Origin of the sequence: uncultured Pedobacter sp. (assembly GCF_913776295.1) — a bacterium.
In the GTDB taxonomy this organism is placed as follows: Bacteria; Bacteroidota; Bacteroidia; order Sphingobacteriales; family Sphingobacteriaceae; genus Pedobacter.
The window spans coordinates 101145-119349 of the sequence record NZ_CAJYOJ010000071.1 but is presented as its reverse complement, the minus strand read 5'-3'; the positions used below and the strand labels follow the sequence as shown (position 1 = coordinate 119349).

The following is an 18205-nucleotide window of genomic DNA, read 5'->3' as shown; positions in this document are numbered from 1 at the left end:
AATTTTATTTTATAAAATTGTTGTTAACAGGTAAATGTGACTAAAATCACGTAATCTAAAATTAATAAATACTTAACAATTTAGTAATTAAGCCACAACTTTATTTTTAACAATTTCGGCGTAGGCAGCATCCCAAAGGTCTATCCTTTTTTGTAGTGCACTTTTTGCAGTTTCTTCAGCTTCTATCCAAAAAGCCTCATCTCTTTCACAAAGCTTTTCCGTCATACTGAGTGCTAAATGACTATGGTGATCGCCATCTACTTCTATATGACGTTCCAGGTAATATTTGAAGATAGAAACCTGATCGGGCTGGGTACTGTTTAAGTCATTTACCATGCTGAAAAACATGTTTGGTATCAAATCCTCCCGGCCGAAAGTAAAACTTGCTGCCTGTAAATGGGGCTTTCCACTGTTGATGGTTTCGAAGGTTGCATTCACAAAATCTCTTGCACTTGCCGGTGCCTGGGCAATTTCAAAAGCTTCATCAAAACTTTTCCCATTTTTCAGTTCTGCTAAAAAGATCTGGATAGGTTTAGTATTTGCATTACATTGTTCCATGGCATCCAGATAGAGCTCAAAGTGACTTTTTATATCTCCTTTAGCATCCACATCCGATTCTTCTCCCGCCACAATTTCATTAATCAATTGCCGGGTAACCGGATCGCCTACGGGGAACCAAGGTAAGCTTGTGCAGGTTAAATTTATTTGCAAAGCTTTTAGCAGCGACATAAAATCCCAGACCGCAAAAATATGGTATTCCATAAAAATGCGTAGATCCTCCACTTCACTAATTGCCGAGTAAAGCTTATGGGTAATAATTTCTTGCCTGAGCGGCGCTATTTCTTTTTGGATTTTTATAATACTGGAATGCATATTTGAGTTTTGTGTTTGGAGTATTGAGTTTGGAGCCGGAACCTCATCATCCTACTTAATCGTTAGCTTTATTCTTTTCGTTATTTCGGTAAATTTTTTTCCAGCGCTTTATTAGCCCTTTTAATGGCAAGTTCTTCTTTCCACTGCATGTACCTTTCGCGATAGTTTGCTTTCATAAAGTCGTCAAATTTACGCTGTAAAGTTAAGTTATACAAGCTTTTTGCTTTCACGCCCCAGTTTTTATCCCACGCCCTTAAACTGATTGAGAAAGATCCGTCCAGGTATTTCATCCAGTGCCAGTATCCTGTAGGCATAAACAAAGTATCGCCATGCTCTAAAAAGGCTTCGATACCTTCAACACCTTTAAGTGCCGGAAATTTATCAAAATCGGGATTCTCTACATCGTAATCTTCCAAGGCATAAGTGGCATATGGAATTTGATACAAACGCTCTTTCCATTTATAATCAAATAGGATCACATGCTTCCTTCCGTTAAAGTGGGTGTGAAAAATGTGTGCCAGATCAATGTCGTAATGCAAAAAGGTTACAGAGCCTTTGCCGCCAAAGAACATATTAGGATAGCTATCTAAAAAGCCACCCATTAAATCTTTTGGCGCCAGGTAGTCTTCCAGTAGTTTTGGTGCAAACTTTATCGGATCGAACAAAAAGATGCGTAGGTCAGTCGGCGTTTCCTTAATCAGATCTATATAATCGCCAAATTTCATTTGGGCAGCAGATGCATTTATCGGCTTGGAGGGATCGGCTTTAGCGCTGTCGTAAAGTGGAACAGTCTTGTCTCCTACAACTTCTTTCATGTACTCCATCGTCCATTTTTGGTAGGCTGGCCATTTTTTGGCCATATTTTTTATAACCAAAGGTTTGCGTGGCTTAAGATAGTTCAGTTCGAAATCTGATTTAGAGATATCTTCAACTACATCTATAGGAGATAAATTGAATTTCATGTTAAGAAACTATTAATAGCACAAAATTAAATAGTTAATAACATTAAGCGTCAGAAATGCAAAAACTTTAAAGAAAACTGACAATTCATCAAAAAAAGTCAGATGGTATAAGTCTGTTTAAAGATGTTTATAGAGGTAATTGACGGCAGGGTATTTTTTTTAAAAAGCATAAACGTTCTGGCGAAAGCCAGAACGTTTATGCTAATAATAAGGATGTATTTTTAATATTATTCAGGCATTAAAACAGTATCTACTACATGGATCACACCATTTTTTTGGTAAACATCTGCAATAGTAACCGTACTCATTCCGCCTTTTTCATCTTTTAGCACCAATTTTTTACCTTCCATCCAGGCCCAAAGTTTGCCGCCTTCTACCGTTGTTAGCTCAGCTTTGCCTCCGCCAGCTTTTATTGCTTTTGCAATCGCTTTGCTGTCCATTTTGCCCGCAACAACATGGTAAGTTAAAATTTTGGTAAGGGTTGCCTTGTTTTCTGGTTTAACCAAATTGTCAACCGTTCCTGCAGGAAGTTTACCGAAAGCCTCATTTGTTGGTGCAAAAACGGTAAAAGGACCAGCACCTTTTAAAGTTTCTACTAAACCAGCAGCCTTTACTGCTGCTACCAGTGTAGTGTGGTCTTTTGAATTTACAGCGTTATCAACAATATCCTTGGTTGAATACATGGCCGCGCCACCAACCATTGGATTTTTCTGAGCGTAAACTTGAGTGGTAAATGCCATGGTAATTACGGCAAAAACTGATAGGATTAAATTTTTCATTATTTCTAATTTTTAAGTTTCTGTTATTTGATTCCATTTACGACGGCTTACAGATACTTGGTTTTTAGAAATGAAAAAATATTTTTTAAGTTATTGTCTATCAGTTTATTAAATTTATTTTTCTGATCAGAGAAAATGCTTTTTTCGATTTTTAGAAAAGTATTTCTATATGTTTTGCTAATCTGATGATGAATTAAAATTGCTTGAATCAGGCTTATTTACGAAAGATTTGTACTTACACAAAATTTGATTTGATGGCTCATGTGCTGTTGTAAAATCGCTAATTACACTTAACGCCAAACGCTTGCTAATTCACCTTCGCAGTTCTCAATTTTTTAGAGAAAATCTTTGGGAAAAAACGTTTCAGTAATACTGCCCTGGTTTCTTTTCCGCCGATATAAACTTCCTCTTTTTTATCGTTAACGGCCTGCACGATTTGTTTGGCACATTCATCAGGTGTCATGGCATTTTTGTGGGCTTCGCCCATCATATTGAGTGGGTTACCATCTCCTGTAAGTGCATTGTAGGTTACATTGGTTTTGATAAAACCCGGACAGACAATCGTGATGGCTATATTTTTATCATAAACTTCTGATCGGAGAGAATCGAAATAACCATGCAACGCATGTTTCGAAGCGGCATATGTAGAACGGAATTTCGTACCAAATTTGCCGACCAAACTACTAATTGCAACAATCTGGCCACCTCCGCTGGCGATCATTGAAGGCAAAACCGCTTTACTGAGTATAACTGTACCCCAAAAATTGGTGTCCATAATTTGTTGTTCAGTTTTCAGGTTGGTTGCTAAGGCCAGGCTCCGTTGGCTTACACCGCCGCTGTTGATCAATAAGTCGATCTTGCCAAAGATACGGAGGGCATCAGCAGCTTTGTTTTCGAGTAAAGCAGTTTCGCTTAAATCGAATGGTAATACATGGACATTAAAGGAATTTTGGCAGTTTCCTTTCACTCGGAACAATTCGTCGCGGTTTCTTCCGGAAATAATCAGTTTGTGACCTGCTTTAAAATATTCATATACCAAGGCTTCACCAATACCCGATGATGCGCCTGTGATCCAAATAATTTTTGACATAAATATGTAATTGGCTATTTAATCATTCTCCATAATAAACAGTTCAGAAGCAATATGATCGGCAAATAATTTCCCGTTCTGACTTAAATAAATGTTATCCCCCTCGATCAACACCCAGTTTTTATCCTCAAAATTTTTGAGGTTATGCTTGGTTTCTTCCAGAAAATCAACCCCAAAATCGGCATTTATTTTGTGTAAATCAGTTCCCCACATGGTTCTCAGCGAAGTCATAATGTATTCGTTAAATCTGTCGTTTAAGCTCAGCTCTTCAACCACTTCAGGGAGTTTATTATGCCTCAAAGTTTCCATATACAAAGCGTTGTTTGCCGGGTTCATGTACCGGTTTTGGCCATTAAAACCATGAGCAGATGGACCAATGCCAATATAATCAATGCCTTTCCAATAATTAGTGTTATGTACAGCATAATGGCCTGGCTTGGCAAAATTCGAAATTTCGTAGTGTTCAAATCCGGCATCTGCCAGTTTTTCCATTAAAATGATAAATTGTGCTGCACTTTGGTTATCGTTCAGGGGGCTTTGTTTTTTGTTTTTTATGGCATGGGCCAAAGCTGTTCGGGGTTCTACCGTTAGTGCATAAGCAGAAATATGCGGTACCTCAAGCTCGATTGCTTTTTGGATATTGTTCAGCCATTTATGATCCGTAAGCAAAGGATAGCCATAAATTAAATCGAGCGTTAAGTTTTCAAAACCTGCATCCTGACTTCTTTTAATACCATCCTCAGCATCTTTGGCCCGGTGTGCCCGGTTCATCCAGATCAGATCTTCATCATAAAAAGACTGGATTCCTATACTAAAGCGGTTAACGGGCAACTTTTTCAGCTCCTTTAATTTCTGGGCGGTTAAATCATCCGGATTGGTTTCAATGGTAATCTCTGCACTGGCATTTACCGAAAAAGTATGGTGAATCGCATCAAAAATCTTTTGCATTGCAGCTTCAGATAGGATAGAAGGTGTACCTCCACCCAAATAAATACTCCCAACCTGTTCGTTAATCCGGTCTTTTTTCATTTTTATTTCCTTACAAATGGCTTCTACCATTTCATCAGCATATTTTAAAGAAGTGCTAAAATGAAAATCGCAATAGTGACAGGCCTTTTTACAAAAAGGAATATGGATATAGATACCAGACATTACTGCAAAGATAGTGAAGTTAATTTTTCTTTATTGTCATAAAGATGAAGCAATGATTCTGCAGGCAAAGGGGCTTAAAACAAAGTTATTCATCATTCCTTATTTTCTTTAGGTAAACTTTGATTATTCGACTACTTTTGCAACCGGAAGTTTTGATTTATAACATGCCGAAATTTGTTTTCTTTTTGTTCGCGTTGATATGGTCTGCTAATTTTTTAGCAGCCCAGGAAATTCCTGTTCAAACAGATAGCGTGGCCCTGAAGCAGTACCAATATCGGAGATACCGGCCCGATTCGGCAACGTTGGCCAAACAGCGGTATTCTACTGATTCTCTGATTCATCATACCTGGGTACTTCCTGATCATTTAATCAATAAAAACGCACTTTTAGATACCATAGAAAAGGAATATCTTTCTCCAAAACTAGATTTATGGGCATGGCAAAAGAAGTACCAGCATTTAAAGAAAAAAGCAAATCCTTACCAGTTGGGCACTAAAATTCCAAAGGGAAACGTAGGTTTGCTAGGCTTTATTTTTGGTATGCTTATCATCTTTGCCATTTTAAAAAATGCTTTTTCCAAGCAGTTATCGGCAATCGTTCAGGCATTTTTTAGTAACAGGATTCTGAATAATATCAACAAAGAAGATAACCTGTTTAGTTCATGGCCTTTCTTGTTGCTTTTTGTGCAGTTTGGTTTCGTTTTCGGGATGTTCTTTTTTCTGGTAGCGCAATGGAACGATATGTATCAAGCTAAAGACGGGTTTAAGTTTTTCTTTAGCATATCCATTACGATTATTATTTTTTATGCGTTAAAATTAGTGATATTACGCTTTTTAGGTTACCTGTTCAATGTGCAGAAACCGGTAGGAGAGTATATTTCAATTTTGTATCTCAGCTACTTCAATGCGTCGTTGCTATTTATTCCTTTAGTGGTCGCCTTTGCGCTCTCACCACTTAAATATGGCTCGGTTTATATTGTATTGGCTTTCTTATTGTTAAGCGTTATTTTTGCCTTTCAGCTTCTCCGGGCAGGTGTAACCATACTTTCTAATAATAAGTTTTCTAAAATGCATTTATTTTTGTACTTTTGCGCCCTCGAAATATGTCCCATCCTTATACTAATTAAAACGATAGGACTGTAGCAGGAAAAGGAAAAAATGCAAGAAAAGAACGACTCTAGAATCCGCAAAGTAAAAAGTATTTTGGTTACTTTACCAAAACCTGAAACAGAAAAATCTCCTTACTACGATTTGGCTAAAAAACACAATTTAAAAGTTGATTTTAGGTCTTTTATTCATGTTGAAGGTGTACCAGCAAGAGACTTCAGGAAGGATAAGATTAATCTGGCCGATTTCACGGCTGTGATTTTCACCAGCCGAAATGCAGCAGATCATTTCTTCAGAATCTGCGAAGAAATGCGTTATGAAGTGCCTGCAGAATTAAAATATTTCTGTCTATCTGAAACCATCGCTTTATATCTGCAGAAGTATATTCAGTATCGTAAGCGTAAGATTTTTTTTGGTAAACAAACTGCAGCCGATTTAGCCGAAGTGTTAAAAAAACATGCTAACGAGAAGTTTTTATACCCTTGTTCTGATGTGGCAACCGAAGACACGATGAAGTTTTTGGAGAAAAGCGGATATAATTTTACACCAGCGGTTTTATTTAGGACGGTAGTGAGCGATTTGTCTGATCTGGCAGAGGTATTCTACGATGTTATCGCCTTTTTTAGCCCATCAAGTATTCAATCATTATTTAAAAATTTCCCTGATTTTAAACAGAATAATACCCGAATTGCTGCTTTTGGAACCAATACCAGCAAGGCCTGTACTGATATGGATCTGATTGTAGATATTGCTGCTCCAACCCCAGGTGTCCCGTCAATGACGATGGCTATCGAAAATTATATCAAAATATCTAATAAATAACACGATAAATAATTTATTATAAGTCAATACAATAAATGTATAACTTTACTGTTAATTAGATAGTTAAGCATTTTGTTGCAAAACTTGCAAGGCTATTAGGAAATGGTTAACCTAACTTTAATTGCCTTTACGTGATGATTTAATGTAAAATATTTGCTTTTGTAGATAATTTCTGTGATTTTTGATAAAATTGCTCCTAATCGTGCTGTGCACAACCTTAAAAATATGAAGAAAATCTACCTTCTAGCTATTGTAGGTATAACTGTAATGCTAGCAAGCTGTGGCCATGGTGGCCAAGGTGAGCTGGTTGGTGCTTATAACCGGAAATTTAAAAACGATAGAATCCCACTAGGAATGGTTTATATTCCGCCAGGTCATACACCACTGGGAGGATCGGACGAAGATATTACATTTTCCCAGAACGGACCGAGTAGAATGACCACAATCAGTGCATTCTTTATGGATCAGACCGAGATTTCTAATGCCGAATATCGCCAGTTTACCAATTGGGTACGCGATTCGATTGCGATTGTGATGATGGGTAACCCGCAACAATTTATGATCACTCCAAAAGGAAATGCCGCAACAGCTCTTGGCGGGGAGAAATACATTGACTGGAAAAAGGTTGGGCCAAATGGGGTTAACATCTGGCGTAATAAGGGCAGAGGGGCAGCGGCGGCCCAAGCGAGCCAACTAGACGGTATGTATTATTCTGGCTTAGATGCCCTTCCGGGGAAGAAGGAGTTAGATGTGCGTAAATTCGAATATTCATATGCTGAATTAAATATGGAAAAGGCCGCTATGGGCCATAAAGACCCAAACAGCAAACGCCAGGATTATATTGATCGTTATACTGTTGCCGTCTACCCTGATACAATGGTTTGGAAAACAGATTATTCTTATTCACAAAACGATCCGATGGTGCGTGGTTATTATAACCACCCTTCCTATGATGATTATCCGGTAGTTGGGGTAAGCTGGGAGCAGGCAAAAGCTTTCGCTCACTGGAGGACCCGGTTGTACGACGGGGTTGCAACATCAAGGAAACTACCTGCAGGATCCAGATCTGACTACAGGTTACCAGCCGAAACAGAATTTGAATATGCCGCAAGAGGCGGTAATATCAAAACAAAATATCCATGGGGCGGTCCTTACATTAGAAATACAAAAGGATGTTTACAAGCTAATTTTAAACCGGGCCGTGGAGACTATTCTAGCGATGGCGGTATTTATACAGTAGGTGTCAGATCATATTTTCCTAATGACTATGGCTTGTACAACATGGCCGGAAACGTATCGGAATGGACTATTACGGCTTATAATAAAGGAGCTAGTCCGCTGTTACACGACCTAAACCCTAACTTTACTTATGATGCGGGTGCAGGCGACAGCAAATACAAAAAACGTAAAGTGGTAAAAGGTGGATCCTGGAAAGATACAGGCTATTTCCTGCAAAATGCAGTATCAACTTATGAATATCAGGATACACAAAGGTCATATATTGGCTTCAGATGCGTTTCATCTTATCCTGGTACCGATCTAAGACGTTAAACCAATCAAACTAAAAACTAAAGAAAAACATCAAATTTATGGCAGCAAAGAAACAACCAGGCTGGTTACACGTAGCGATTTCATGGGGAGCAAGTATTGTAATTATCGGAGCATTATTTAAAATTACGCATCTTGGCGGATCATGGGCAAATTTAATTATAGGCGTTGGTTTAGGGGTAGAGGCTTTATTGTTCTTCTTAACAGGTTTCTTTCCACCAGAGCCAGAACCAGCATGGGAAAGAGTTTACCCTGAGTTACAAGCAGATTTCAAAGGAGAATTACCAACAGCTTCGGCCAGGCCTGTGGCTGCAGTGGCTTCATCTAATACGGCAGCTTTAGATAAAATGTTATCAGATGCTAAAATTGGTCCGGAGTTGATCGAAAGTTTGGGTACTGGTTTGCGTACTTTTGGTGATAAGGTTGCAACAATTTCTAATGTTGCTGATGCATCTACTGCAACCAATGAATTTACAGGTAAAATTAAAACTGCATCGGCAGGATTTGATAGTTTAAGCGCTTCTTTTGAAAAAGCTACGGCTAATTTAAAAGCAATGGGCGAAAGTAATGTGGATTCTCAGGCTTACCATGATCAGGTTAACAATTTGGCTAAGAACTTATCGGCTTTAAATGCAGTTTATGAATTGGAGTTACAAGATTCAAGTGCGCATCTAAAATCGATGAATAAATTCTATTCAAACCTATCATTAACCATGCAGAACTTTAACGAATCGATGGAAGATTCTAAGCAGTTTAAAGAAGAAGTGAATAAGCTGGCTAAAAACCTATCATCGCTTAATGCAATTTATGGCAATATGCTATCGGCTATGAACGGCCCACGTGTATAATTGTTTAGTTTTTAATTTTTAAAGAAAAGCTACATTAAACATGGCAGGCGGAAAAGAAACAACAAGGCAGCGGATGATCAATATCATGTATTTGGTATTGTTGGCCATGCTCGCCTTAAACGTATCAGATACCATTTTAGACGCATTCAAAAATATCAACGATAGTTTGGATACTTCTAAAAACAATGTAAATACAAGCATTAATCAGTTGTTTTCTGCCTTCGAAAATTCGAAGTTGAAAGAAGAGCCGGCACGAGCTCAGCCTATTTACGATAAGGCTAAACAGGCTCAGAAAGCGGCTGATGAACTGAATAATTATATTGAAAGCATTAAAAAAGAACTTACCCAGGCTGGAGACGGAATCGATCCTGAAACAGAAGACCTGGTAAACAGGTCCAATCAGGATATTGCTCAGAATATCATGATTAACCAAAAGAAGGCGGATGAGTTAAAGAAAAGAATCAATGCGACTAGAGAAAAACTGATTTCTTTGTTAGATCCTGCAGATCGGGCAAACGTTTCTTTCTCTCTTGAAGCTAAAGACCCGGTAAGAAAAAGAAAAGGCAATTGGCAGGAAACTTATTTTGGTGAGGGAACGCCATTAACTGCTGCCATGACCATTTTGACCAAACTGCAAGCAGATACTAAAAATGCTGAAGCAGAGGTCGTGAAGAAATTGTTCGGAAATATGGATAAGGCGCAAGTTAATCTGGATCAGTTTGCGGCAGTTGCAGTAGCACCTACTTCTTATGTAATTCAAGGTCAGCCTTATACTGCTGAAGTTTTTTTAACGGCCAGCGATTCGAGATCTACTCCAGATATCACTGTTAATGGCAATAAATTATCCATTAAAGATGGCAAGGGAACTTATTCAGGTGGCACCGGGAGTGTTGGTCAGTTTACCTGGGTAGGTACGATCCGAGTTCGCCAAACTGATGGCCAGGTAAAGGAATACAAAACGCAGCCACAAACCTATCAGGTAGCAAAACCTTCAGCATCAGTTTCATCAACAAAACTGAACGTAATTTATGCTGGTATTGCCAACCCGTTTACAGTTTCAGCAGCAGGATTTCCATTAGAAAGCGTACGTGCGTCAATTTCAGGAGGTTCAATGTCTGGTAGTAATGGAAATTACAATGTAAATGTTCCCGGCAGCATGGTGGGCCAGGAAGTATCCATCAATGTCTCAGCAAACAATGCCGGTAAAACCGTTAGCCTAGGCTCGCAAAAATTCAGAGTGAAAGCCATTCCAGCGCCGGTGGCAAAGGTTGGCGGACGTGCAGGTGGTGATATTGCTTCGGTTCAGTTAAAGAGCGAAACCGAGATTGAAGCAGATCTTGATGATTTTCCTTTCGATGTTAAGTTTAAAATACAACGTTATAAATTAACCATTATTAAACCACGTTCAGATGCTGTTACCGTTGCCGGTAGCGGCGGAAGCTTCGCAGGTGCTGTTAAAGGTGCCATGAATTCAATTACTCCTGGAACAAGGGTGTTTTTTGAAGATATTGTTTCTGTAGGTCCTGACGGGCGGCAAAGAATTTTACCTTCATTGGCATTTAGTGTAAAATAAAAAGAAGATGAAAAGGATTTTAAGTATTGCTATTTTAGTTTTGTTAACCACATTTGCTTTTGCACAAAAAAAGCCAACCAAGTTAGCTCCGAAAAAGGCTGCACCTGTTGTTGCTGCTCCTGCAGTTGATACGGTTAAAGCCCCTGTTAAAACAGCGAAAAAGAAGCTAAAGGTTCCACCTAAAGATGGTTTCTATGCCCGTAAAGACATTGACAGTACTGAAATGGTTCCTTTGGCTGATGTAAGAGAGGAGGATGTTTTTTATGCAAAACGGATCTGGAGAGAAATTGATTTACGTGATACAGTTAATTCAGTCTTAAAATCACCCAAATCGAGATTAATTGATGTTTTGATTGCGGCAATTAAAAAAGATGAGCTAACAGCATATTCGCCGATTGATAGCGCCTTAAATGAAGATGATGCTTTCAATAATCCAATGTCTGCGGACTCTGCAGCTAAGTCTGCTTTAGGAACAGCAGAGGTTTCAAACAATAAAACCGGAACCGTAACTACGGTGGTTAACGATTTTAATCCAGAATTATTCCTGAAGTTCAGAATAAAAGAAGATTGGATTTTCGATACTAAACGCTCTATTTTTGAACCCCGGATTGTAGGTATTGCACCATTAAAATACAATGAAGTTTCAAAACAATGGCAGCCTGTATTTTGGGTATATTATCCGGAAGCCAGAGAAATTTTGACAAAGAAACGTTTGATCAATACCAATAATGATGCTTCGTCATTAAGTTTTGACGATTTCTTTATCCGCCGCTTGTTTAGCAGTTATATTGTTAAAGAGTCAAATCCCGGTGACAACAAGATCAGGGATATCATTGCAGATCCTAAACAGCGGTTATATGAATCAGAAAGGATCAAAAAATCTGTTCTTGATTACGAACAAGGTCTTTGGGAATATTAATCCTGTAAAAAGCTCCGGTGAATACCGGAGCTTTTTTATTTAGGTAGGTTCGTTACTTCCTGCTCCGTCCGATGGGGATCGAAATACCATAAGTTTTAAGATGGGCTTGGTTGGCTGAATACTTAGTAATCCCCGTTTGCGCAGGAATGGCGACTATTTAATATGAAATATCAGTATCAATTAAGGACAAGCGATTGATACGACGATAAAACATAAATCTGCTTAAGACAAAAAAATCGGTAATCCATAGATTGGATTACCGATTTTTTCACTTGGGTCTATAATGTGATCTACTGATTATCGGTAGCTGCTTCTATTACATTTTGTATCGCTACAGGTACATTCGATAAAAGGTCGTAACCGGTTGCCGATTCAATAGCATTAACAGTGGTACGGTAAGTTTTCCAGTTGGTATTTAAACCATTCGTATTCGGCATATTTACTGTAATTACCCTGGTAGATGATGTAATGCGGTTTAAATCGTTGTTACCATTAGTCAATACCACAATAACCTTCCAGGTGTTTGAAGGCACATTAATGCGGCCGTTGTCGATTGTATAAGTGATACCGCCATTGCTTCCTGTACCGCCAGAACCATAAGAACCACAGATAATATAAACCTCGTTACCTGCAGTTACCAGTGAGCGGGTGTAGTTTTCTAAATCAGCCCAGGGTCCCTGGTTGTTATTTGGCGCCTGTGGCATCATATTGCTCATTAAAAATGTAGAAGAATTTGCTGCAACCGAAGCCGTTCTATCAGCTGAGGGGCAGTTGTGGCCACGATCAAATCCTGAACCGGAATAACTACTAGTTGATACCTGATACCAACCTGAAGGTAAAGTATTATCTGCTCTGAAATCATCCTGACGAGGTGCTGAACCCAAATCAGATGACCCGATATGCCAGCTTACCCAGTTAGGGGTCGCCCTGCTTTTGCTATAGGAACTGGTATAGTAAGTACGTTCCATCAGGTAATTTTCCGGAGATGAGGTGCTTGAAACCGCATTACTTGGATTTCCAAGTAGCAGGTTATTATTATCTCCTGCGGTAGCTGGTGGAGGAGTCGTTTCACCATCACCGGTCGAAATACTGAAATCATCAATATTGACGCGGGCAGTACCACCACTGATTTTACGGATCTGAAACCTTACATTTCCAGAAAAGGAAACATTAAATGTTGCAGTGGTTAAAGTTGTTGAACTGGTGGTAATAGTGCTACCGGTTTGTTGCCAGCTCGAACCACTATCGGTAGAGGACCAAAGCTGCCAGGTACTATTGGCATCGGTACCATATTTGGCGTGGGCAACGGTTACTACGTTTGCCCCGTTTACGTTGAAATTCATGCTCAGTGTTCCGGTGTTACGGATGCGGACGGATTGACTACCATTCTTAGCATCTGCAGTGAGATTTCCAATCAGCGCATCGTCAAGGCTCCAGCTTCCGCTACCTAAAGTTACCGACCCAAGGCTATAACTTCCTTTGGTGCCCGATTCGAATGTCTCGGGGAACCCCGCAACCACTGCCTGCGTGCTAGCGGTAGACGCTTTACTACTTAACTTTTGCTCATAGAGACTGTTTTCTGGCAGGGTTTGATTGTCTTTTTTACAGGCAGCCAGGCCAAGGCATAAAACTGCCAATAAGCTTAATTTTTTTAATGCTTTCATTGTTTTAGGATTATTTAATGGATATGGAAAATTTTAGGTTTCGATAGCAAAAGTTTCGATCACGATGCAGGTGCCATCTGGTAAATAGCCCGCAATGATTACCGGGATCCGGCTGGCCCCCTCTACTCTTATAACTGTAATATGGGACAGGTTTTGCTTTAAAAAGTTATGGAGATCGGCGATTTTGCCCGCATTTTCGACCATTAGTGCATCGGATTTATCAACTTTCGATATTAGATGATCGAAAAAGGCGGCTTGATTGATTTGCTTTAAATGAGAAGGATCTGCATGATATTGGACAGCAATTTTCTGCGAAAGTTCTGACGGTAAAATTTTGCCCCAATCTGAGGCTTTAAAGGGGCTTTCAGATTCGGTAAAATACCATACGCCCAACAGGAGTTTGGTTATGGCAACCAGGATGTTATTATTCATGAAAATAGGGATGTTTTATGGCGTATTAACTGCCCCAAATTAAGAAAAAGGGATTTGAGTATGATGCAGTCAAGATTAACAAAGTGTTAATATTTATTACAGGTGCATCTGTTTTAGTAACGGATTTACACTTCTTTGAAATGTGCAAGCAGGGAAACTATCTGTTTTTTATTCAGTACATCTGCAAGTTCTTTTTCTGTGGCATCTTTAATTTTTTTAACCGATTTAAAATGCGTTAACAGCTTGTCTGCAGTTGTTTTTCCAATACCTTCAATCTGTTCAAGCTCGGTTTTAAGTGTGCCCTGATCGCGTTTTTTGCGGTGAAAAGTAATGCCGAAACGGTGCGCCTCATCACGCAGTTGCTGTATTACTTTTAAGGTTTCTGATTTCTTGTCTAAATATAGCGGAAAGGAATCACCGGGATAGAACAATTCTTCTAATCGCTTGGCAATACCGATAACCGTTACCTTGTTCTCTATTCCCAATAATTTTAAGCTTTTCACAGCTGACGAAAGCTGCCCTTTACCGCCATCAATAATGATCAGCTGAGGTAAAGACTGGTTTTCATCTAACATCCTTCTATACCGACGGAAAACAGCTTCTTCCATGGTCGCAAAATCATTGGGACCTTCAACCGTTTTCACATTAAAATGGCGGTAGTCTTTTTTGGATGGTTTGGCATCTTTAAACACTACAATTGCCGAAACCGGATATTTCCCCTGAAAATTGGAGTTATCAAAACATTCGATGTGTTTTGGAAGCTGCGTTAAGCGCAGATCTTTTTGCATGGTGGTCAAAATCCGATCGGTGCGTAAATCGGGATTTAACATTTCGTACTGATTGAGTTTCTCCTTTTTGAAAAACAATACATTCTTTTGTGAAAGTTCTAAAAGCTTCTTCTTTTCACCCAGTTTTGGGACGGTGAATTTTAGACTTTCGTCTTCAAGTGAAAGCTCAAATGGGACGATGATTTCTTTTGATGAGCTGTTGAATTTGGTTCTAAATTCCAGCATCGCCAAGGTTAAAATCTCATCATCGCTTTCATCCAGCTGCTTTTTCACCTCAATAGTCTGCGTTTGGATAATGGTTCCGTTCATCACTTTTAAGTAGTTCACAAAAGCATAACGCTCGTCTGAAGCAATACTCACCACATCCACATTCGTAATCGCACTGTTTACCACAGTCGATTTGCTCTGGTATTTTTCCAGTACTTCTAATCGCCTTGCGTATTGATGGGCGAGTTCGAAGTTCAGGTTTTCTGATGCCGATTTAATGACACCTTTAACATCGCGGATGACATTTCCGATTTTACCATTGAGAATTTCCTTGATCTCGCCAATATTTTTATCGTAATCGGCTTCGGTCTGGTAGTTCTGGCAGGGGCCTTTACAATTGCCGATCTGATATTCGAGGCAGACCTTAAATTTGCCTTCATCTATATTTTTTTCGGTCAGGGGTAAATTACAGGTGCGTAAAGGGTAGGTTTCTTTGATCAGATCCAAAATGGTATGCATCATACCGATAGAGCCATAAGGGCCAAAATAGGTAGAGCCATCTTTTATCACTTTACGTGTCCAGTAAATGCGCGGAAAATTTTCATTTTTTACAATAATCCACGGGTAAGTTTTATCGTCCTTTAAATTGATGTTGAATTTGGGCTGATGCTTTTTGATCAGGCTGTTTTCCAATAGCCAGGCATCAATCTCTGTATCTACAATAGTAAAGGTGATTTTTCGTATTTTGGATACCAATACCCTCGTTTTGCCATTAAACTGGTTTCTGTCACTGTTGAAATAAGAACCTACGCGGTTACGCAGGTCTTTTGCTTTACCAATGTACATGAGCTTTCCATCGGCATCCCAATACTGGTACACGCCGGGTTTATGCGGAATTGCGGTTAATGCTGTTTTATGGTCGAAACTGCTCATGGTTACAAAAATAGGATTCGGGAGCGGAAATTTAATTTAATAATCCGATTAGTATATGTGTGATTTAGGCGTACCCCAATCCCCAAGTTCTGGGGTTGGGATAAGGCTATCCGTTACAATCTTTTGCTGCGTTTTGCTATGCTCAACTTTGCAGCAAAAGCATGTCCACTGCTATCCTTCACGCGGGAGTTGATGGTTAAAATCCCAGCTTCTCGTCCAGTTCAGTTGTAGCTTCTTCCTGTTGCTGGTATTGGTTACAATCATAAGTAATCGAAACGCCAGATTTTGGTGCCTCAAAATCAGCATGACTGATTTTTAAGGCCGGATTGGCATATACCCTTTTAATAAATCCTGCAAAGATAGGGAGTGCTGTATTCGCCCCCTCACCTTGGTTGGTACTGATAAAGTGGAAAGCCCTGTCTTCACAACCTGTCCAGATTCCGGTTACCAATTGTGGAGTAATCGCCATAAACCAACCATCGGAGTTATTTTGGGTAGTACCGGTTTTCGCTCCGATTGGTGCATTCACTTTATATTTATAATTTAATCTCGATCCTGTTCCATTGGTCACCACGCCTTTAAGCATCCGGGTCATTACATACGCCACTTCCTCACTCATAATCGGTTTCGGTATTTCCTTTTGAGAAAATAATACTACTCCATTTTTGTCTTCAATCCTCAATAGATAAATGGGTTTGGTATAAATTCCTTTATTGGCAAAAGCACCATATGCACCCACCATGTTATAAACAGAAGAATCGAAAGTGCCCAAACAAATGGATGGAAATGCCGGAACATTAGGAATGCCCATTTTTGTCGCCAGCGTAGATACGGCCACAGGGCCAACCTGTTTCATTAGATAGGCCGTAACAAAGTTTTGTGAGTAAGCCAATGCTTTTTGCAAAGTAATGCTGCCGGGTAGTGGTTTGCCAGAGTTTCTTGGTGTCCATGGTTCACCATAACCTTCAATCGTTACCGGAACGTTGGGTACCGTATAACAAGGCGAATAACCATTTTCGATGGCTACTGCATAGGTAAATGGTTTTGCTGTTGAACCGACCTGGCGGGTTCCCATCTTAACCTGGTCGTATTTAAAGTGCTCGTAATTAATCCCGCCAACCCATGCTTTTACGTGTCCATTGGTCGGATCCATTGTCATCATGGCATTCCGTAACAGCATTTTGTAATAACGTACCGAATCGATCGGTTTCATTACCGTATCGATATTGCCCTTCCAGGTAAAAATGGTCATTTCCGTTTTGGTGTTGAAATCATCTTTAATTTCTTCATCCGATTTACCTTCCAGTTTTAACGATTTATAACGGTCAGACCGTTTAATTCCCTGTTCGATCTGCAAAGCTTTATCCTTAAATGGGTTTCTGCCTTTCCAGCTGGCAATAAATTGTGCCTGTAGCACCTTCATATATTCTTTTTGTGCTTCCTCAGCATATACCTGCATATCATAATTCAAGGTGGTATAGATTTTTAAACCATCACGGTCTAAATCATATGGCGTGCCATCGGGTTTGGTAATGGATTGCTCCTGGAAAATGTTTTTGATATCATTTTTTAATACCGAACGGAAGTAAGGTGCAATGCCATCGTTAACAGTTGCGGCATTGAAATGCAGGTTTAAAGGTTTCTCTTTTTGTTCATCAAATTCTGATTGGCTTAAAAGATCAGCTTTAACCATTAAGGCCATAACTGTATTTCTACGTTCCCTGGATCGCTCTGGATGACGGGTTGGCGAATACATGGTAATGCCTTTTTGCATACCCACCAGGGTTGCAGCCTGTGTTAAATTCAATTTGTCCGGGGTAGTATTGAAATAAACCCTTGCTGCAGATTTTATCCCATAAGCCTGGTTACCAAAATCTACTGTATTTAAATACATGGTAATAATTTCTTCCTTGGTATAGTTGCGCTCCAGTTTAACAGCAACAATCCACTCTTTAAACTTGGTTAATACCAGCGAGAAAAAATTAAGGTTCGATTCGCGTGGAAAGAGATTTTTAGCCAATTGTTGGGTAATGGTACTGGCACCTTGTTTTTTACCGATCAAATTATAACCGATTATGGAAAATGTGCGTTTAAAATCTATGCCTGAATGTTCTTTAAACCGGGTATCTTCTGTTGCAATTAATCCGTTGATTACATTTTCAGAAATATCTTTGTAAGTAACATTCGATCTGTTTTGAACAAAGTAAGTACCTAACGGGCGGCCATCTTCGGCAATAATTTCTGATGCCTGATTACTTTTTGGATGCTCAATATCCCTGAAAGAGGGCAGGGCACCAAATAGCCCCAATCCAATCATCGAAATAAAAATAGCAAAGAGGGCAATTCCACCAATCAATAATTTCCAAATGAGTAAACTGTATCTTTTTGTATCCTGTGGAGAAAGGGATTTGTTCATTTTGTGTTATTATTTTCCAAAACACCGGGATAGGCGATTTTGGATGCAAATTTATTAATTTTTTATAGAATCAAATTGAAGGTCGGGCTTTGG

The 18205-nt window shown here is 39.3% G+C and carries 15 protein-coding genes; 6 read left to right on the top strand and 9 right to left on the bottom strand.

Translation table 11 applies throughout. The features are described 5' to 3' along the window. Window positions 1-87 precede the first annotated feature (87 nt). From QZ738_RS16245 to hemW, 5 genes are all read right to left on the bottom strand, one after another. On the bottom strand, window positions 88-873 hold the full coding sequence (locus QZ738_RS16245) for a DUF3050 domain-containing protein (protein WP_293788785.1): 786 nt from the start codon (window positions 871-873) through the stop codon (window positions 88-90). Window positions 874-953: 80 nt separating this feature from the next. Further along, window positions 954-1835 carry a cupin-like domain-containing protein gene (locus QZ738_RS16240; protein WP_293788784.1) on the bottom strand — a complete coding sequence of 294 codons (882 nt, stop codon included), beginning with the start codon at window positions 1833-1835 and terminating at the stop codon, window positions 954-956. A gap of 227 nt (window positions 1836-2062) precedes the next feature. Then, window positions 2063-2614: a fasciclin domain-containing protein gene (locus QZ738_RS16235; RefSeq protein WP_293788783.1), complete on the bottom strand. Its 552-nt coding sequence runs from the start codon at window positions 2612-2614 to the stop codon at window positions 2063-2065. Window positions 2615-2921: 307 nt separating this feature from the next. After that, the gene (locus QZ738_RS16230) at window positions 2922-3704 is read right to left on the bottom strand and encodes an SDR family oxidoreductase (RefSeq protein WP_293788782.1); all 783 of its coding nucleotides are present in this window, start codon (window positions 3702-3704) and stop codon (window positions 2922-2924) included. 18 nt (window positions 3705-3722) lie between these two features. Continuing rightward, window positions 3723-4856, bottom strand: coding sequence for a radical SAM family heme chaperone HemW (gene hemW, locus QZ738_RS16225; RefSeq protein ID WP_293788781.1), 1134 nt, complete (start codon window positions 4854-4856; stop codon window positions 3723-3725). Window positions 4857-5020: 164 nt separating this feature from the next. Between hemW and QZ738_RS16220 the strand changes: the two genes are divergently transcribed. From QZ738_RS16220 to gldN, 6 genes are all read left to right on the top strand, one after another. Continuing rightward, complete coding sequence (locus tag QZ738_RS16220; protein WP_293788780.1) at window positions 5021-5998, top strand: DUF4271 domain-containing protein; 978 nt, start codon at window positions 5021-5023, stop codon at window positions 5996-5998. 15 nt (window positions 5999-6013) lie between these two features. Then, the gene (locus QZ738_RS16215) at window positions 6014-6784 is read left to right on the top strand and encodes a uroporphyrinogen-III synthase (protein ID WP_090983220.1); all 771 of its coding nucleotides are present in this window, start codon (window positions 6014-6016) and stop codon (window positions 6782-6784) included. A gap of 225 nt (window positions 6785-7009) precedes the next feature. Further along, window positions 7010-8335, top strand: a complete 1326-nt coding sequence (locus QZ738_RS16210; RefSeq protein WP_293788779.1) for an SUMF1/EgtB/PvdO family nonheme iron enzyme — start codon at window positions 7010-7012, stop codon at window positions 8333-8335. A 38-nt stretch (window positions 8336-8373) separates the two neighbouring features. After that, window positions 8374-9180 carry a gliding motility protein GldL gene (gene gldL, locus QZ738_RS16205; RefSeq protein WP_293788778.1) on the top strand — a complete coding sequence of 269 codons (807 nt, stop codon included), beginning with the start codon at window positions 8374-8376 and terminating at the stop codon, window positions 9178-9180. Window positions 9181-9220: 40 nt separating this feature from the next. After that, on the top strand, window positions 9221-10753 hold the full coding sequence (gldM, locus tag QZ738_RS16200; protein WP_293788777.1) for a gliding motility protein GldM: 1533 nt from the start codon (window positions 9221-9223) through the stop codon (window positions 10751-10753). A 7-nt stretch (window positions 10754-10760) separates the two neighbouring features. After that, complete coding sequence (gene gldN / locus QZ738_RS16195; RefSeq protein ID WP_293788776.1) at window positions 10761-11672, top strand: gliding motility protein GldN; 912 nt, start codon at window positions 10761-10763, stop codon at window positions 11670-11672. A 290-nt stretch (window positions 11673-11962) separates the two neighbouring features. On the opposite strand, the gene QZ738_RS16190 is transcribed toward gldN, so the two are convergent. From QZ738_RS16190 to QZ738_RS16175, 4 genes are all read right to left on the bottom strand, one after another. Continuing rightward, window positions 11963-13336 (bottom strand): DNA/RNA non-specific endonuclease, encoded by a 1374-nt coding sequence (locus QZ738_RS16190; protein ID WP_293788775.1) that lies wholly within the window; start codon window positions 13334-13336, stop codon window positions 11963-11965. 33 nt (window positions 13337-13369) lie between these two features. Then, window positions 13370-13768 (bottom strand): nuclease A inhibitor family protein, encoded by a 399-nt coding sequence (locus QZ738_RS16185; RefSeq protein WP_293788774.1) that lies wholly within the window; start codon window positions 13766-13768, stop codon window positions 13370-13372. Window positions 13769-13893: 125 nt separating this feature from the next. Further along, window positions 13894-15696 carry an excinuclease ABC subunit UvrC gene (uvrC, locus tag QZ738_RS16180; RefSeq protein WP_293788773.1) on the bottom strand — a complete coding sequence of 601 codons (1803 nt, stop codon included), beginning with the start codon at window positions 15694-15696 and terminating at the stop codon, window positions 13894-13896. Between the two features lie 196 nt (window positions 15697-15892). After that, window positions 15893-18112, bottom strand: a complete 2220-nt coding sequence (locus QZ738_RS16175; RefSeq protein ID WP_293788772.1) for a transglycosylase domain-containing protein — start codon at window positions 18110-18112, stop codon at window positions 15893-15895. Window positions 18113-18205 lie beyond the last annotated feature (93 nt).

What these genes read in the sequence shown, in the direction of transcription:
- uvrC (WP_293788773.1), bottom strand. Translation starts at nt 15,696, where the DNA reads ATGAGCAGTTTCGACCATAAAACAGCATTAACCGCAATTCCGCATAAA.
- gldL (WP_293788778.1), top strand. Translation starts at nt 8,374, where the DNA reads ATGGCAGCAAAGAAACAACCAGGCTGGTTACACGTAGCGATTTCATGG.
- QZ738_RS16175 (WP_293788772.1), bottom strand. Translation starts at nt 18,112, where the DNA reads ATGAACAAATCCCTTTCTCCACAGGATACAAAAAGATACAGTTTACTC.
- QZ738_RS16240 (WP_293788784.1), bottom strand. Translation starts at nt 1,835, where the DNA reads ATGAAATTCAATTTATCTCCTATAGATGTAGTTGAAGATATCTCTAAA.
- QZ738_RS16190 (WP_293788775.1), bottom strand. Translation starts at nt 13,336, where the DNA reads ATGAAAGCATTAAAAAAATTAAGCTTATTGGCAGTTTTATGCCTTGGC.
- hemW (WP_293788781.1), bottom strand. Translation starts at nt 4,856, where the DNA reads ATGTCTGGTATCTATATCCATATTCCTTTTTGTAAAAAGGCCTGTCAC.
- QZ738_RS16220 (WP_293788780.1), top strand. Translation starts at nt 5,021, where the DNA reads ATGCCGAAATTTGTTTTCTTTTTGTTCGCGTTGATATGGTCTGCTAAT.
- QZ738_RS16245 (WP_293788785.1), bottom strand. Translation starts at nt 873, where the DNA reads ATGCATTCCAGTATTATAAAAATCCAAAAAGAAATAGCGCCGCTCAGG.
- gldM (WP_293788777.1), top strand. Translation starts at nt 9,221, where the DNA reads ATGGCAGGCGGAAAAGAAACAACAAGGCAGCGGATGATCAATATCATG.
- QZ738_RS16235 (WP_293788783.1), bottom strand. Translation starts at nt 2,614, where the DNA reads ATGAAAAATTTAATCCTATCAGTTTTTGCCGTAATTACCATGGCATTT.
- QZ738_RS16185 (WP_293788774.1), bottom strand. Translation starts at nt 13,768, where the DNA reads ATGAATAATAACATCCTGGTTGCCATAACCAAACTCCTGTTGGGCGTA.
- QZ738_RS16210 (WP_293788779.1), top strand. Translation starts at nt 7,010, where the DNA reads ATGAAGAAAATCTACCTTCTAGCTATTGTAGGTATAACTGTAATGCTA.
- QZ738_RS16230 (WP_293788782.1), bottom strand. Translation starts at nt 3,704, where the DNA reads ATGTCAAAAATTATTTGGATCACAGGCGCATCATCGGGTATTGGTGAA.
- gldN (WP_293788776.1), top strand. Translation starts at nt 10,761, where the DNA reads ATGAAAAGGATTTTAAGTATTGCTATTTTAGTTTTGTTAACCACATTT.
- QZ738_RS16215 (WP_090983220.1), top strand. Translation starts at nt 6,014, where the DNA reads ATGCAAGAAAAGAACGACTCTAGAATCCGCAAAGTAAAAAGTATTTTG.